15 protein-coding genes and 1 riboswitch are annotated in these 15,759 nt (G+C 58.2%); of the genes, 7 read left to right on the top strand and 8 right to left on the bottom strand.

Annotated features, from left to right (window positions below):
- Positions 1–77 precede the first annotated feature (77 nt).
- The 6 genes from clpB to ACPV0M_RS07025 form a co-directional block, all read right to left on the bottom strand.
- Positions 78–2,654 carry an ATP-dependent chaperone ClpB gene (clpB, locus tag ACPV0M_RS07050; RefSeq protein ID WP_425619972.1) on the bottom strand — a complete coding sequence of 859 codons (2,577 nt, stop codon included), beginning with the start codon at positions 2,652–2,654 and terminating at the stop codon, positions 78–80.
- An 18-nt stretch (positions 2,655–2,672) separates the two neighbouring features.
- Positions 2,673–3,623 (bottom strand): DnaJ C-terminal domain-containing protein, encoded by a 951-nt coding sequence (locus ACPV0M_RS07045; protein ID WP_425619971.1) that lies wholly within the window; start codon positions 3,621–3,623, stop codon positions 2,673–2,675.
- Between the two features lie 21 nt (positions 3,624–3,644).
- A complete protein-coding gene (locus tag ACPV0M_RS07040; protein ID WP_425619970.1) occupies positions 3,645–3,947 on the bottom strand; it encodes a MerR family transcriptional regulator in 303 nt (100 codons plus the stop codon).
- Between the two features lie 295 nt (positions 3,948–4,242).
- Entirely contained in the window at positions 4,243–5,769 is a 1,527-nt protein-coding gene (locus ACPV0M_RS07035; RefSeq protein ID WP_425619969.1) for a stalk domain-containing protein, read from the bottom strand.
- 288 nt (positions 5,770–6,057) lie between these two features.
- On the bottom strand, positions 6,058–6,699 hold the full coding sequence (locus tag ACPV0M_RS07030; protein WP_425619968.1) for a lactate utilization protein: 642 nt from the start codon (positions 6,697–6,699) through the stop codon (positions 6,058–6,060).
- Positions 6,700–6,731: 32 nt separating this feature from the next.
- Complete coding sequence (locus tag ACPV0M_RS07025) at positions 6,732–10,088, bottom strand: LAGLIDADG family homing endonuclease (protein ID WP_425619967.1); 3,357 nt, start codon at positions 10,086–10,088, stop codon at positions 6,732–6,734.
- 199 nt (positions 10,089–10,287) lie between these two features.
- Positions 10,288–10,409: riboswitch (molybdenum cofactor riboswitch) on the top strand.
- Between the two features lie 108 nt (positions 10,410–10,517).
- Between ACPV0M_RS07025 and ACPV0M_RS07020 the strand changes: the two genes are divergently transcribed.
- The 3 genes from ACPV0M_RS07020 to ACPV0M_RS07010 are packed head-to-tail and all read left to right on the top strand — an operon-like array spanning position 10,518 to position 12,859.
- Positions 10,518–11,411 (top strand): substrate-binding domain-containing protein, encoded by an 894-nt coding sequence (locus tag ACPV0M_RS07020; protein WP_425619966.1) that lies wholly within the window; start codon positions 10,518–10,520, stop codon positions 11,409–11,411.
- Positions 11,412–11,429: 18 nt separating this feature from the next.
- Positions 11,430–12,131, top strand: coding sequence for an ABC transporter permease (locus ACPV0M_RS07015; protein WP_425619965.1), 702 nt, complete (start codon positions 11,430–11,432; stop codon positions 12,129–12,131).
- Positions 12,128–12,859 carry an energy-coupling factor ABC transporter ATP-binding protein gene (locus tag ACPV0M_RS07010; RefSeq protein ID WP_425619964.1) on the top strand — a complete coding sequence of 244 codons (732 nt, stop codon included), beginning with the start codon at positions 12,128–12,130 and terminating at the stop codon, positions 12,857–12,859. The genes ACPV0M_RS07015 and ACPV0M_RS07010 overlap by 4 nt, the downstream gene beginning before the upstream one ends.
- A gap of 46 nt (positions 12,860–12,905) precedes the next feature.
- Here the strand turns inward: ACPV0M_RS07010 and ACPV0M_RS07005 are convergent, their stop codons facing one another.
- Both ACPV0M_RS07005 and ACPV0M_RS07000 read right to left on the bottom strand, forming a co-directional pair.
- A complete protein-coding gene (locus tag ACPV0M_RS07005) occupies positions 12,906–13,658 on the bottom strand; it encodes an SIMPL domain-containing protein (RefSeq protein ID WP_425619963.1) in 753 nt (250 codons plus the stop codon).
- 80 nt (positions 13,659–13,738) lie between these two features.
- On the bottom strand, positions 13,739–13,951 hold the full coding sequence (locus ACPV0M_RS07000; protein WP_425619962.1) for a hypothetical protein: 213 nt from the start codon (positions 13,949–13,951) through the stop codon (positions 13,739–13,741).
- A 227-nt stretch (positions 13,952–14,178) separates the two neighbouring features.
- Here ACPV0M_RS07000 and ACPV0M_RS06995 point away from each other — a divergent pair, with 227 nt between their 5' ends.
- The 4 genes from ACPV0M_RS06995 to ACPV0M_RS06980 are packed head-to-tail and all read left to right on the top strand — an operon-like array spanning position 14,179 to position 15,735.
- A complete protein-coding gene (locus ACPV0M_RS06995) occupies positions 14,179–14,334 on the top strand; it encodes a CD1871A family CXXC motif-containing protein (protein WP_425619961.1) in 156 nt (51 codons plus the stop codon).
- Positions 14,327–15,205, top strand: a complete 879-nt coding sequence (locus tag ACPV0M_RS06990; RefSeq protein ID WP_425619960.1) for a 4Fe-4S binding protein — start codon at positions 14,327–14,329, stop codon at positions 15,203–15,205. Before ACPV0M_RS06995 ends, ACPV0M_RS06990 begins: the two co-directional genes overlap by 8 nt.
- A 26-nt stretch (positions 15,206–15,231) precedes the next feature.
- On the top strand, positions 15,232–15,429 hold the full coding sequence (locus ACPV0M_RS06985; RefSeq protein WP_425619959.1) for a hypothetical protein: 198 nt from the start codon (positions 15,232–15,234) through the stop codon (positions 15,427–15,429).
- A gap of 27 nt (positions 15,430–15,456) precedes the next feature.
- On the top strand, positions 15,457–15,735 hold the full coding sequence (locus ACPV0M_RS06980) for a TlpA disulfide reductase family protein (protein WP_425619958.1): 279 nt from the start codon (positions 15,457–15,459) through the stop codon (positions 15,733–15,735).
- The last annotated feature ends 24 nt before the right edge of the window (positions 15,736–15,759 follow it).

The following is a 15,759-nucleotide window of genomic DNA, read 5'->3' as shown; positions in this document are numbered from 1 at the left end:
TTGGAAAAGGCATTCCCGAACGGGAATGCCTTCCAGCCTTACGACTTACAACTACCGAATCGCGGCCGAACAGGCCGCTATTCGGTAAACTGGATTTCGCCGCCGGCACCGAGGACAGCCTTGTATTTCTTGCCCGGAACGATACGCCCTTGCAGGATTTCCTTGGCGATCGGGTTCTCCAGGCGGCGCTGGATGACCCGCTTCAACGGCCTGGCGCCGAAAACCGGATCGTAGCCCTCGCGGCCCAGCATTTCCAGTACCGCTTGGTCGATCTCCAGGGTGATGTTCTGCTTCGCCAGGCGCTGCGCCAGCCTGCCGGCCTGGATTTTGACGATCGAGGCCAGGTGCGCGGGCGCCAGTGGCTCGAACACCAGGATTTCGTCGATCCTGTTTAGGAACTCCGGCCGGAAGTAGTGCTTCAGAGTCTCGAAAACCTTGGCGTTGATTTCCTCCTGCGGCCGGCCGGCCATTTCCCGGAAGTACTGGCTGCCGAGGTTGGACGTCATGATCACCACGGTGTTGGTGAAGTCCACGGTCCGGCCGTGGCCGTCGGTGAGGCGCCCGTCGTCCAGCAACTGCAGCAGGATGTTGAACACGTCGGGATGGGCCTTTTCCACTTCGTCAAAGAGCAGCACGGCGTAAGGACGGCGGCGGACCGTTTCCGTAAGCTGGCCGCCCTCCTCGTAGCCCACATAGCCCGGCGGGGCGCCGATCAGGCGGGCCACGGCGTGCTTCTCCATGTACTCGCTCATGTCGAAGCGCTGCATCGCCCGCTCGTCGTTGAAGAGGAACTCGGCCAGGGCCTTGGCCAGCTCGGTCTTGCCGACGCCGGTGGGCCCCAGGAAGAGGAACGAGCCCATCGGGCGGTTGGGGTCGCCGATGCCGGCCCGCGAGCGCCTGATGGCGTTGGCCACGGCCGTAACGGCGTGGTCTTGGCCGACGACCCGGCGGTGCAGGTTTTCCTCGAGTTTGATAAGTTTCTCGGTCTCGCCCTCCAGCATCCGGGCTACGGGAATGCCGGTCCACTTGGCCACCACTTCGGCGATGTCCTGCTCGTCGACTTCTTCCTTAAGCAGGCGGTGTCCGTAAAAATTGGCCAGCCGTTCCTTAATCGCGACCAGTTCTTTCTGCAGGCCGGGGATAATCCCGTAGCGGATCTCGGCCACGCGGTTGTAGTCGGCGTTGCGCTCGGCGGCCTGTTCGTCCAGCTTGGCCTGCTCAATGCGCTCCTTGATGCCCCGGCCCTGGTTGATAAGGTTCTTCTCCTGCTCCCACTGGGCCTGGAGCTTGGCGAGGCGCTCCTCCAGCGCCGCCTTTTCCTCGTCGAGTTTGGCCAGCCTCTTCTTGGTTCCTTCGTCGTCGTCCCGGGTCAGGGCCTGGCGCTCGACCGCCAACTGCCTGATCCGCCGGTCGACCTCGTCGATTTCGGCCGGGCGGGAATCCAGCTCGGTGCGCAGCTTGGAGGCCGCCTCGTCGATCAGGTCGATGGCCTTGTCGGGCAGGAAGCGGTCCGAGATGTAACGGCTGGAAAGGGTGGCCGCGGCCACAAGCGCCGTGTCCTTGATGCGCACCCCGTGGTGGATTTCGTAACGCTCCTTCAGACCGCGCAGGATGGCGATGGTGTCCTCGACAGTGGGTTCCTTGACGTAGACCGGCTGGAACCTCCTTTCGAGGGCCGCGTCCTTTTCGATGTACTTGCGGTACTCGTCCAGCGTGGTGGCGCCGACGCAGCGCAGTTCGCCCCGGGCCAGAGCGGGTTTGAGCATGTTGGCGGCGTCCACGGCGCCCTCGGCTTTGCCGGCGCCGACCAGGGTGTGCAGCTCGTCGATAAACAGGATGATCTGCCCCTGGCTTTCGGTGATTTCCTTCAGGACGGCCTTCAAGCGGTCTTCGAATTCGCCGCGGTATTTCGCCCCGGCGATGAGCAAGCCCATATCGAGTGCCAGCAGCCGCTTGTCTTTGAGGGTGTCTGGCACGTCGCCGCCGGCGATCCGCTGGGCCAGGCCTTCGACGATGGCCGTTTTGCCGACGCCGGGCTCGCCGATCAGGACCGGGTTGTTCTTGGTCCGCCGCGACAGGACCTGCACCACGCGCCGGATTTCCTCGTCCCTGCCGATGACCGGGTCGAGCTTGTTCCGCCGGGCCGCCTCAGTCAAGTCCTGGGTGAAACGGGCCAGCGCCTGGTACTTGTCCTCGGGGTTTTGGTCCGTAACCCGGTGGCTGCCGCGGATTTCCTTAAGGGCCTGGTAAACCCTGTCCGCTGTAATACCGAAGTTCTTCAGCAGTTGCGCGGTTTCGCCGGCTTCTTTGGCGGTCAGGGCGATGAAAAGGTGTTCGGTGCTCAGGTACTCGTCCTTGAACTTCGCCGCCTCTTTCCAGGCCCGGTCGACAACGCCCTGCAGTTCCGGGGCGGCGTAAAGCTGGCCGCCGGAAACCCTGGGCCGGCGCTGCAGCGCTTCTTTTACGCGCTGCAGGATGGCGGCCGGTTTTACCTCGAGGCGGTCGAGGATAAGCTTCACCGTTCCCTCTTCCTGTTGCAAAAGGCCGTAAAGGAGATGCATGTCGTCGAGAGCTTGGTGGCCGAACTCGCCGGCGATTCCCTGGGCGTTCTCGAAAGCTTCCTGGGCCTTGATGGTCAACTTGTCTAGGCGCACGTTTCAACCCTCCCTTTGTTAATTGAAAGCCAGGCCCTGGCGCGGGTTAAAGGAAGACACGCGTCCGAGTTCCTGAAGGGCTTTCTTCTCCGCTCCCGTGAGGCGCTCCGGGATTCTGAGGTCCAGATGGACCAGCAGGTTCCCGGGTTTTTCGCCTTTCATACCCGGCAGTCCCAACCCCCTGAGGCGGAGCACCGTGCCGTTCTGGCTGCCCGGGGGGATGGTGAGCTTTACCGTCCCCTTCAGGTACGGAAACTCAATCGTTGTTCCCAGGGCGGCCTCGACAACCGAAACAGGCATGTCGCATTCGATATCCCGGCCGGTAATACGGTAGAAGGGGTGCGGCTTGACCCGCAGGGTGACGTAAAGGTCGGCGGGCTGGCTCCCTCCCGTGTCCATGACGCCCGGCACGCGTAAACGCAAACCGTCTGACGCGCCCGCCGGGACCTTCAGGGTGATCTGCCTGCCATTGACGCGCAGCTTCTTTTCGGTTCCGGTGTAAGCCTCCTGCAAGGTAATCTCCAGGGTCGTTTCGTAATTCGCCTGCCGGGGCTCGGCATCCCAGCCTTTGAAGATGTCCTGGTCGGCGAAAAGGTCGCCGAGGCCCCCGCTGAAGATCGTTTTAAAGAAGTCGCTGAACCCGTCGGTATCCCGGGTACCGAAGGTGAACCTGATGCCCTGGCTGCGGCCTCCCCTGGTCCAGGGTCCCGCGAAGCGAAAACCTTCGTGGCCCTGGCCGAAGTCCTGCCCTGTCCAGCCGTACGGAATTGAATCGTAAGTGGCCCGTTTTTCCGGATCACTGAGCACCTCGTAAGCTTCGTTGATTTCCTTGAACTTCTCGGCCGAGCCCGGCTCCTTGTTCTGGTCAGGGTGGTACTTGCGGGCTAGTTTCCGGTACGCTTCCTTAATCTGTTTGGCGTCTGCATTCTTGTCAACACCTAAAATGGCGTAGTAGTCTTTATACTGCAAAAGATCACACCCCCCACCACGCTATTCATCCTGGCTTGTTTCACGCTCAAAGACGACGTTGGTTACCACCTGTCCGAACATCTCCTCCAGCTCGAGGATAATCTTTACTCCTGCCAGGTTGACCCCGCGTTCCTGGGTCAGGTAGCGGATACGGGCAATAAGGTCCAGGTCAGCCTGGGAGTATAGGCGATTGTTGCCTGCCGTGCGCGCCGGGCATACAAGTTTACATTCTTCGTAGATGCGCAGCGTCCGGGGATGGATTTTCATCAGCTCGGCGACAACGCCTATAGGATAGACAGCGGTTCGATCGGGCACCTTAACCATTGTTACCAGCATCCACCTTTAAATATCCTCTTAATATTTATATATAACCTAACAGTATCATTGTCAAATAATTTATCAATATTACTAGTTAATATATGAAGGGAGGTTCGCGGCGTTCGCCACTGTAAAAGCGGGAAGACTAATTCTGCAAGTTGTTGGGCAGAAACGGCCGGAAACAAAAAAAGGAGGAATCGGCAAGTCGATTCCACGAAATACGGGGAGTGGTCGGCGGTCAATTGTCAGCTGTCAATTAAAGATCATTGATCAGGGAAGCCGAATTTCGGGCCATCGCCTGTTACAGTGTTACGGCAATTTTCTTGGCTTTTCCATCCCAGTCGACCTTGGCCCCGAAGGCTTCGGCGATGAAACGCAGGGGGACCATGGTGCGGCCGTCCTTGACGACCGGAATGGTATCCATTTCGTGATAGCCGTTGTTGAGCCTGTAACCCTTGGTCCCAAGCCACAATTGTATCGTATCGTTCCCTCTGGTTACTGTCACGCAGCCCTTGGCGGCGTCCCACTGGACCTGCGCGCCCAGGGCCTCGGCAATGAAGCGCAAGGGAACCATCGTGCGGTTGTTGCGGTCTACGTAGCAGGCCGCATCCGAATTAACGGATTTTCCGTTGACAGTGATGGTTATGGCGTGAGGCTGGAACTTACGGGCGATCAGCTCCCAGGTGCCGGGATCCTCCATCCCCAGGCGCCATAGGGCGATACCCCGCAGGTTGTAGCGGTTGACCAGGTCCAGTTTTCCCGCGAGGCTGCCGGCGTTTTCAAAGTAGACGGTATGGCTGGAACCGCTCCTGTCCGCATACTCAAAATAGGGAGCATGGTTCCTTTCATCCCATTGTACGCTTCTGTTGTACCGACGGGCTGTTGCCATAGCCAGCTCGTGAGAAAGGTAGGTCGCCCCGCCGCGGTCAAGGTTCCAGTCGAAGCTGTAGCCGGGTATGCCCAGCAGCACCTTTTCCGCCGGCAGTTTGGAAAGGGTGTATTTTACAACCTTTTCAACAAATCCCTGCGAAGCTATAGGGCCGGCACCGGTCACGGTGGTGTGTTCGTCATAGGCCATTACAGCCACCATATCCGCATACTTTCCGACTTTGGCGTAATCAAAGTTGTCTCCCCAGCCGCCTGACCGGCTGTCGGATACTTTGGGCGGCACGCAGACAATAATCGCGTATCCGGCAGGTTTAAGCTGGGCCGAGAGCTCGGCTAAGAACTGGTTGTACAGGTCCCGGTCAGCGGAATAAATATTCTCGATGTCGATGCATACGCCGTCAAACCCCTTGCTTTTCAGCAGGTTGAAAATATTCATCACCAGCGCCCAGCGTTTTTGGGGATCGGACAGCGCCGTGCGGACCACGTCCTTGCCGGTGGTTGAACTGTTGTAGAGCAGGTTGTGGACCAGCGCATAGTTCTTAATATTATTGTCCTTGCAGAAACGGATAACCCGGTCGATTTCTTCGCGGGTGGCGTTACCCTGGATTTCAAGCTTTGTGGGGTTATTACTATCCAGGCGGTACCAAAAGGGGGCGATGGAGGTTATTTTGTCCTTCTGTGCGGCCAAGGTGCCGAAGGAAGAAGGAATGCGCGGCTCGTCACAGACGTAAAATCCCAAAACCTCTTTGCGGGTGGTTTTGGCGGACGTCAATAACCGGTTAATCAGTTGATTGGTTCGCAAGTCGGCAACGCCGTTGGCGGCCAGATTATAGTCCTTTTGCAACTGCGCAACCGCTGCGGTCGTTTTCGGCCCGTAATAGCCGTTGGGGGTTGCATTCAAATAACCGAGTTGCCGCAGTTGCTGCTGTAATGCAAACACGTCGGACCCGCTGTCGCCGGGTTTCAATAAAGCGGCCCCGCATGCCGCCGAAGCAGCAATCGTAAAAACACAAAAAAATAAGGCCACAGCCACAAAATTCAACCATTTTTTATTGCGGGACATTGTAACCTCCAGGGCCGGAAGTATGCACCAGGGCCTGCAACTAAGTCTATTAATGATAAAAGTTTACATTAAAAAAAAATAATCCCTTCATGAAAATAATGGGATTTATAGCGGGTTGTGTCATTGCGCAATCAAACAGAGGGAAGGGCAAACGGGGGTAAAGTATTAGAATCCGAGGTTTTCGCCGATAAGGATAATGGTGTAATCGGGTATCCCGTCGGGCCGGGCCTCGATAATTGATGTTACCCGGCACATTCGTGCGGAACCCGCGCAGTCGGTGCAGTAACCCGTCTTGCCGCAGGGCGACGGGTAGTTAAGGCGCACGGCGTTCAAGGGCGCGGCCTGGTTCTTGATCCGGTCCAGGGCGGCGTGCAGATCCTTGACCACCTTGTTGACGCCGGCGACGAGGATAACCTTCCGGGGTCCAAAGATCATCGGCGCCACCCGGTTGCCGATACCGTCGATGTTTACCAGATGGCCGTCAAGGGTGATGGCGTTGCAGCCGGCCAGGAAAACGTCTGCGGTCAACTGCGCGCGGCGCACCTCCGCTCGCTGTTCGTCGTTCAGGCCGGGGACCCAATGATCGAAGACGGTTTGCCCGCGCTTGCGCAGGGCGTCGGCGATGCCGAGGCTGCGGATAGTTACGGAGCCGCCGATGCCGACGTTGTTTCCCGGCGGAATCTGGGTCAGCACTTCCCGTACGGCGTCATCTTTGCCGGGGAAATAGAGAGCCTTAAAACCGTTGCGCTGTAAAGCGCTTAGAACTTTCTTGGCCCGCTGCTCCGCGTAAGTGGCATAGATGTTCATTTGACCGAATCAACCTTTCATAGTCAATATCCCTAACACTTGCTGTAGCCGCAGTTCTGGCAGACGAAGCAGCCTTCGGCGCGGCGCATCTTGGTCTTGCACCCGGGGCAGATGTCCCTGGCTTCTTCTACCTCTTCGTCATCCCCGTTGAGCTGCTTGGTAAGCTTGCCCTGCTGGCTTTTAATGGCCAACTGGTCCCTGATCTCCACCAGTTTCCTGGCGATGGCCGAGGCGCAGGACTTGCCGGGCGAGACCGGCTTGCCGCGCCCGCGGGCGAACTGGTACGAGGGACAGGCGTGGGTGCTCATGAGCTGCCCGACGATCTCGTCGATACTGATGCCGCCGCGGATGGCCAGGGAGATCAGGCGGGAGGTTGCTTCGGTATAGATCAGGCAGCCCCCGTCGGAGCCGGTGGTAATAAAGGTTTCGATGATCTCCCCGGTTTCGGGGATGTAGTTGACCGTCAGGTAGATCTTCCCGCACCCGGAGTCAAGGCGGTGGGTCACACCTTGGGCGTTGGCCGGGCGCGGCCTGATTTCACCGCGCTCCAGTTCTCCCGGCGGCTTCTGGCGTTCCTTTCCTTTGCCGACGGTGACGACGCCTTCCTTGCAGCCGTCGCGGAAGACGGTGATGCCTTTGAGGTTGCCGGCGTAAGCCATCTCGTAAGCCTGTTCGATGTCGTAGATGGTCGCCGAGTTGGGCAGGTTGATGGTCTTGGAGATGGCGTTGTCGACGTACTTCTGCAGTTCGATCTGCATCAGGATGTGGTCCTCGGGGGCGATGTCCTGGGCGCCCTTGAAGACGGCGGCAATTTCTTCGGGGATGCCTTCAACACCTACACAGGAGCCTCTTCTGGCGACCTCGGACATAACCTCGCGGGGTACGCCGTGCCGTTCGCAGGCTTTGCGGAAGAGGGGAGAAAAGACCTCGAAAATTCCGGCCACGTCAGTCGCCTTGGAATAGGCCACGGCGAAGATGGGCTCGATACCGTATCCTTCACACCCGGCCATCGTCGTTACCGAGCCCGTGGGGGCGATGGTGATGCATGCCGCGTTGCGCCGCTTACTGTGGGGGAAGAAGATGCTTTGTTCCCAATCCGGGAACGGGCCTTTTTCGGCGCCAAGCTCTTCGGAGTACCGGTGGGCGGTCTCCTGGATGAAACGCATGACCTCCCCGGCGGCCTTCCGTCCCTCCTCGCTGTCGTAGGGAAGTCCCAGCATAATCAGCAAATCGTGCAGCCCGGTGATCCCCAGGCCGATCTTGCGGGTCGCCCGCGTCGCCTCGGCGATGAAATCGAGCGGGTACTCGGCCACATCGATGATGTCGTCAAGGAAACGCACGCCGATGATGGTCGCCTCCCGCAGCTTGTCCCAGTCAATAACGTAGCCGTTATTGGTTTGGCGCAGCATCTTATCAAGGCTGATGCTGCCCAGCAGGCAGGATTCGCCCGGATACAGGGGCTGCTCCCCACAGTTATGGACATAAATGCCGTTGGCATCAAAAGCGTTAACGCCGGGAATCTGTACATCATAGACAGGTTCTGATCCGTCATCCTCAACGGAGAGGACAGTAGCAACAAACCGCTCCCGATTCAGCATCCGTTTATATGAACCAAGAAGAGATGCTAATTTTGTTGCCTTTAAACTGTCGGCAAACCCGATCCGGTCAGCGAACAACTGAAGGTTGTCCTTACTAATCACTAGCTCGTGTTGGGTCTTAACCACGTACTGTCTTGGATTGCGGTTACTGTCCGGCAACAGCTTGAAGCCTTCGGAGCGACGCTCAGAATAAATGTCACTAGCGATACCGAGGCGCAGTAACATCCTTTGAACAGCTCGCAGCAGTTCAAGATTGCTTTGGGCCAGCCGTACGCTTACTCCTTTTTCTTGGGTAACCACAACCGTACCATCAGCATCGAACAGACCCCGCAAAAAGCCTCGGTAGCAGTCGGACGAGGTGCGTTCGATTGCTGGAGTGATTATCTTGTTCCCTGGAGTCATACCCAAGCTGAGGGCAATATCCCTAAGACTGGCCAATTTAAGCCGGAATTCGTTATGGCCTTTGACGGTATGCCATCCCTTGAAATCAGCACGGTGTGGTATTTGTCTTGCAAACCCAACCGCTTGCTCCATTACTGTCTTGATACCGTATTCTTCAGTACTGATACTGCCATTAGTATAAGCTGTAAGGACGGCTGTCTCAGCCTTCAACGTTCCGTCACCGACCAACAGGCCTAACAGGTATCCTTCGCCCTCAGTCAGCGGCCCGGGCCAACCGTTCAGTAGCCTATGGTTATGGAGGCATATCTGGTCACCAGGCTTTAGTTCGGATGCGGCAACCCATTCGGTATGAATACGATAGCGGGTTTTCTCTGCAGCGCGAAGGACCTTATGATCAGCGGTAAGCCGCAAGGTATACCCTTCACGGGTTGATAATCTGACAACAGGTTTAGTACCCGTCTCAAAGAAGCCCTCGGTACCAGACAATCGAACGATTCCGTTGACCACTGCTTCAAATTGACGCCCGATAAGTTCCACTACCTGGCGTGGTCCTTCACTGGTAATGACCCAAGTATCACCGGTTACACACGGGTTGGTTGCGTTGATGACCTTGGAAGGTACCGGGTTGTCGCGCTGCAGGCGGTCGAGAAAGATCAGGCCCGGGTCGCCGCAGGCGTGGGCCGCCTCGGTGATCATGTTCCAGAGCTCGCGGGCGCGCACGACCTGGTAAACCCTGCCGTTAAAAACGAGCGGCCAATCGGCGTTCTTGGCCTTGGCTTCCATGAAGGCGTCGGTGATCCCGACGGAAAGGTTGAAGTGCGTGATGGTCCCGTCGCGCTTGCAGTTGATGAAGTCGATGATTTCAGGGTGGTCAATGTTCAGGATGCCCATCGACGCTCCGCGGCGGACGCCCCCCTGCATGACCATGCCCGAAGAGGCGTCGTACAGGCGGATCAGCTCGACCACGCCGCTGGCCTGCCCTTTGGTGGACATCACGATCGTTCCCTTCGGGCGGATGGGGCTGAAGTTATATCCCACGCCGCCGCCGGACTTGAAGACCAGGGCGGTGTTCTTCAGCGTGTCATACATGGATTCGAGAGAGTCTTCAAGGGCCAGCACAAAACAGGCGGAAGGCTGCCAGGGGCGGTCGGACTTGCCGACGTTGGCCCAAATGGGCGTAGAGGGGACAAAGGTCAGGTTGCCGATGGCTTCCTGGAACTTGGATCCCCAGAACTTCTTTTTCTTTCCCTTTTCGGCGCCGGCGGCCGCGGAAGCTATGCGGTCCACCGCCTGTGCAAAATCCTCGATAACGTTGCCGTGCTCGTCTTTTTGGGCGTAACGGGCATCAAAAACCTTCTGCCCGGCGTCGGACAGCTTGGCATACCTCAACGGCGACCACTCCTCAAACGATATCCTTCATTCCATTATAGGGCGTATTCGGATGAACGTACAGCCAGGATTTGGGAAGCAACAGTTGGAAGTCAAGCTGGAAATAGGACGCCAAGCGTTGGGTGGTGAATTTGGAAGGCGAGATATCTCAATATTATTGGCAGGATTTTTTAGCTTCTGCACGAATCCAACTGTTAAACTAAATACCTTGCTCCGAGTCTCCGGGCCTACGGCAATCTTTGCTACGGCCGGCGGACCGATAGGGTGCACCGGGAAACGGGTGCGCCTCCCAGTGCGGAAAGGAGAACAAGATGTTACGGTCGATAAGGCCGGATCTTGCTTTATTTTCCGCAGGATCCGGCTTTTTTGCGACCCTGCGGGAGAGTTTTTGCCGAAAACATTTGATCATTTCGTAGGAGCTGAATACTGATGCGCTTGAAGAGAATTCTCACCCTTTTACTGGTTTTTGCCCTGGTCCTGACTGTCGTCGCGGGCTGCGGCGGCCAGTCAGACAAGGGTTCCGGTGATCAAGCACAGCAACCGCAGGAGCCCAAGGTAAAGGACATTATCCTGGCCACTACCACCAGCACGGTGGACTCCGGCCTGCTGGACATCCTGGTTCCGGATTTTGAACAGAAGACCGGCTACAACGTTAAGGTCATCGCCGTCGGCACCGGCGCCGCCCTTGAAATGGGCGAGAAGGGCGAGGCCGATGTCTTGCTGGTGCACGCGCCGTCAAGCGAAAAACCGCTGGTCGACGCGGGCATCGTCACCAACTACCAGCTAGTGATGCATAATGACTTCATCGTCGTGGGCCCGAAGGATGATCCGGCGGGGGTCAAGAAGGCCGCTTCCATTGAGGGCGCCTTCAAGGCTGTAGCGGCGAAAAAAGCCATTTTTGTTTCGCGCGGCGACGACTCGGGGACGCACAAGAAAGAGGTGTCGATTTGGAGGACCGCCGGGATTGAACCTTCGGGTAGCTGGTACCAGAAGAGCGGGACGGGTATGGGTGCCACCCTGAACATCGCCTCCGAGAAGCAGGGCTACACCTTGACCGACTGGGCGACTTACTTGGCTCAGAAGGAAAAACTCAACCTGGACATCATGAGGGAAGGCGACGCCGCCCTGCTGAATATTTACCACGTGATGCAGGTGAGCTCCCAAAAATTCGAGAAGGTTAATGCCGAAGGTGCCAAGGCTTTCGTGGAATACATGATCAACCCCGAGACCCAGAAGAAGATCGGGGAGTTTGGGGTCGACAAGTACGGCCAGCCTTTGTTCATTCCCGATGCCGGGAAAACGATGGATGAACTGACCAAGTAGTTAAGAGAGGGGCAGGTTGTGGAGGTATACGCCGAAGGGTTACGCGAGGCTATCCGTCTTCTGGTCAGCCTGGATCCGCAAGTTATGGATATCCTGGCGCGTACGCTGCGCGTTTCGGGCACCGCGACCCTGATCAGCATTGTGATCGGCGTCCCTGCCGGGGCCTTTCTGGCCCTGCGCAGGTTCGCCGGGCGCAATTTAACGCTGAGTCTGGTCTACCTGGGCATGGGCGCTCCGCCTGTGGTGGTCGGCCTCATCACCTGGCTGACCCTGACCCGCTACGGCCCGCTGGGCTTCCTTGGCTGGCTCTATACAACCAAGGCTATGATCGTGGCCCAGGCCGTCATCGCTTCCCCGATTATCGCCGGCTTCACCGTGGCCGCCATCCAGTCCGTCAACCCGAAAATCCGGCTGCAAATCCTGGCCCTAGGGGCGACGCAACTGCAGATGCTCCTGCTGCTGCTCCGTGAGGCGCGCCTGGGTATCCTGGCGGCGATCATCGCGGGTTTTGGGGGCGTGATCTCGGAAGTCGGGGCGTCGATAATGGTCGGGGGCAACATCGAGGGCGAGACGAGGGTCATGACCACGGCCATCGTCCTGGAAGTCTCCAAAGGCCAGACCGAGCTGGCGACGGCCTTGAGCATTATCCTGCTGCTGATGTCCTTCCTGATCACCTTCGTCCTTACCTTGCAACAGCAAAAGGGGCGTTCGGCGCAATGACCAGGGCCATTGAAGCCACACAGTTGGTGCTGGTAAAAGGGAATACCAGGATCCTCGACGTGGATGCTTTTGCTGTAGACCGCAGCGAGGTTGTCGCCCTGGTCGGGCCCAACGGGGCCGGCAAATCCAGCCTGCTGCAGTGCCTGGCTCTTCTGCAAAAGCCTTCGTCCGGCCGGGTGATCGTGGGAGGCGTTGCGGCGGACAGGAGGAACGCCCTGTCATTGCGGCGCAAGATGGCGGTGGTTTTCCAGGAATCGCTGCTTCTCGACGGTACGGTGATCGACAACGTGATGTCCGGCTTGCGTCTCCGGGGCGTCCCCCGTAGCGAGGCCGAGGACAGGGCGTACATGTGGATGAAGCGCCTGGGGATCCACCGGCTGGCTAAGCGTCAGGCCCGCCTGCTTTCCGGCGGCGAGGCGCAGCGCGCCAGCCTTGCCCGCGCCTTTGTCCTGGAGCCGGAGGTTCTTTTTTTGGACGAGCCGTTCACGGCTCTTGATTATCCGACACGGCTGGCGCTGCTCTGGGACATGCGGGAGTTGTTGCGATCTACGGCGGTGACGGCCGTTTTTGTAACCCATGACCCAACGGAGATTCCTTACCTGACGGACAAAGTTTACGCGATGCTGCAAGGCAGGATCATTCGCTCGGGCAGTGTCGAGGAACTGTTCGGTCACGTCCCGATGACGCCCAAAATCCAGATCCCCTGGGAGGTGAGAGGTGGGAAATGAGAGGGTGGCTGTTCTTTAGCCACCCTTGACGTTCAATCGGGTTTTTCTATTCGCTCAGCGCGAACTGGATCTGGATGCTGCCGGAGATCTCCAGTTGACCGGGTTCCACCGGAGTGCCTCCTCCCAGCCCTTCGTCAAGTGCTTTCATCGGTCGGTAGATAACGGGCATGTAGGCGCCCTCGACGTTAACCGCCAGTACCTTGCTGATCTTCATCCCCAGCGCCCTGGCGACCGTTTCGGCCTTGGCGCGGGCGTCGACGACCGCTTTCGTCAGGGCCTCGGACCGGGCGGCCACCTCGTCTTTCTTGCTGAACTGGATGTTGTAGCTTTGATTGGCGCCGGCATTGACGGCAGCATCTATAACCGCACCGAGTTGACTGGTGTCGTCGACCACGACGCGGATATTGTTGATCACGCGGTAGGCGGTAACTTTGGGCGGTTCCGGGGAGCCCTCCTTATAGGGGGGGTGGTAATACTCAGGCCAGATACTGTAATCCACGGTCTGGATGTTCTGCCTGGGGATGCCGATCTTGACCAGGGCCTCGAGGACCTGGTTGGCGATACGGCTGTTTTCCTTTTGCGCCGCCTGCGCCGTAGGCGCCACGGTGTTCACCCCGAGGGTGATGCTGGCGGTGTCGGGGCGAACCATTACCTTGCCCGTTCCGGTAACAGTGATTACAGGCAGTCCCGTAGGGGACGGTTCCTGGCCGGTCGGGGCGGAACCGGCAAACGCGGTCGTACCTGCCAACAGGCTTAAGGCGAGCAAGACGACGATAACAAGACAGTGTTTAACCTTCAAGGGACATACCTCCTAAGTAAGATTTTAAGGCCGGAAAACTTTTCCCTGTTTTGTGAAGGTAAACCCTTACCAAGGCCTGTTTATGACATGGTTTCGACCGCTTCATAGTCGCTGCAGTATTTCGCCGAAATCCCCGTTTCCGGGGTCCAAACGAGGAACGCTCCGTCACAGGTATCGAACTCCAGGGGCTCCTCGGGGATGATCCCTTGCTGCAAATAGGTCGACTCAACGGCGTCTTCAAACTTCTCCTTCTTACGGCACTTGCCGTTTTTAACGCAGGTGGCGCAAAGCATGGCTTCTACCCTCAGGTGTAAGTGAACGTGATCGGGAGTCAGCCTTTTCTTCGACGGGGGGTTTTAACAACCCTTTTGTTTTTTCTTAAACCTGATGCCTGAAGGTTTGCCCCAGGCTCTCCATCCTTTATAATGGCAGCAGTTTCAGCCGGACTGCCCTTCCAACCCCTGATCGCCGGCAGGAATATCGCTTTTCACCGTATAATTAGCGGACAGGAGGTTTTATAATGGCGCAACGGACCTTGCCGCCGGGTCGCGGATTATCCGTGCTGCTGCTGGTTGTGAGCGCCCTGTTAATCGCGGCCGGCGCCGCGAGGGGAGAAATACCGGAACTCTTCCAAAAGGCGGTCCGCATCTGCCTGGAGTGCATCGGCATTGGCTAGCCGGGGACGCCTGTGGCCGATACCCCGGCGGGCCTGGCAGTTGATGTCCGCCCTGCTGGCGAACAGTTACTGGCCGGGGTTCGCATCGGGAACGATTTACCAGGGAGCGGGGAAGAATGTCTGCGTCCCTTTCCTTAACTGCTATTCCTGTCCGGGGGCCGTCGGCTCTTGCCCCGTGGGGTCCTTCCAGTTTTTCCTGGCGGGTCCGGGCCAGACCGTCTCTTTATACGTCCTGGGGACGGTGACGGGGGTTGGGGCACTGGTCGGCCGCCTGGTCTGCGGCTGGCTGTGCCCGTTCGGCCTCCTGCAAGAGGTTATGGCCCGTCCTTGCGCGCGGCGCGTAAAGCTGCCCGGTATCCTCCTGACGTTGAAATACGCCGTGCTGGTTTTGACGGTGTCCTTGCCGGTTCTGGCAATCGGCGCGTACGGGACCGCCTCCCCGTATTTTTGCAAGTACCTGTGCCCGGCCGGCACGCTGGAAGCCGGGGTGCTGCTGGCGCTGGGCAATCCCGCAATCCGCGGGATGTTGGGCTCCCTGTTCCTGTTTAAACTGGCCATCCTTGTTCTCCTGCTGATCCTGATGGTCTTTGTTTACCGGCCTTTTTGCCGGACTGTCTGTCCGTTGGGCGCCTTTTACAGCTTTTTTAACGCGTTCAGCCTCTGGCGGCTGGAATGGGACCACGGGCGGTGTACAGGGTGCCACAGCTGCCGGAGCGCTTGCCCGCTGGGCCTGGCGGTGGACCGGACGCCGAATCACCCGGAATGCATCCGCTGCCTGGATTGTACCAGGGTTTGTCCGTCAGGGGCGCTTCAGTTTACCTCTGGTATAAAACGGGAAGAAAGTGTTGTATTCGGGAGGGATGTAAGATAATAAACAAACGAGCTTACCTGATTTTCGTGCTGTTGCTGGTATTCCTGGGGGCTTGCGCGCGGCCCGAGGCTCCCAAGCCGCCGGGCGAAGCGCTCGACCGACCGCCTGTCGATGGGAAGGCTCCGGCTTTCCGGGCGGTGGACCTCGCGAGCGGGAAAGAAGTTGCCTTCCCGGACGACTTTTTAGGCCGGCCGCTGGCCATCTCCTTTTTTTCGCCGGGGTGAGGGGCTTGTGTTGATGAAGCGCTGCAGTTGCAGCTGAGGATAGCCGCCTACAGGAAACGGGGCTTTGATGTCTATTTAGTAGCCTGGGGTGATTCCGCCAGACTCCAAGACTTTCTTACCAGCAAGGGCATCACCATCCCTGTTCTCCTGGATGTTTCCGGCGATGCGGGGAAGGCCTACCGGGTACAAGCCATCCCGGAGACGGTGTTTGTAGACAGGAACGGCAGGGTTCACCACCGCAAGCTGGGCTGGGACCGGGAGGCGCTCGAGGAATTTGAAAAGCAGGTTGAAATCCTTACGAAGTAGTTGACGCATCGGAGAATATCTAAC

The sequence above is a fragment of the Desulfosceptrum tomskiensis genome (assembly GCF_049818055.1).
Taxonomy (GTDB): Bacteria; Bacillota; Desulfotomaculia; order Desulfotomaculales; family JASEER01; genus JBFLVT01.
Note: the sequence above shows the minus strand (reverse complement) of the source record. Positions and strands in the feature narration are given on the sequence as shown.

Coding starts and splice junctions, on each gene's coding strand:
- ACPV0M_RS07010 (WP_425619964.1), top strand. CDS start 12,128: ATGACCAGGGCCATTGAAGCCACACAGTTGGTGCTGGTAAAAGGGAAT.
- ACPV0M_RS07000 (WP_425619962.1), bottom strand. CDS start 13,951: ATGCTTTGCGCCACCTGCGTTAAAAACGGCAAGTGCCGTAAGAAGGAG.
- ACPV0M_RS07030 (WP_425619968.1), bottom strand. CDS start 6,699: ATGAACATCTATGCCACTTACGCGGAGCAGCGGGCCAAGAAAGTTCTA.
- ACPV0M_RS07040 (WP_425619970.1), bottom strand. CDS start 3,947: ATGGTTAAGGTGCCCGATCGAACCGCTGTCTATCCTATAGGCGTTGTC.
- ACPV0M_RS06995 (WP_425619961.1), top strand. CDS start 14,179: ATGGCGCAACGGACCTTGCCGCCGGGTCGCGGATTATCCGTGCTGCTG.
- ACPV0M_RS07020 (WP_425619966.1), top strand. CDS start 10,518: ATGCGCTTGAAGAGAATTCTCACCCTTTTACTGGTTTTTGCCCTGGTC.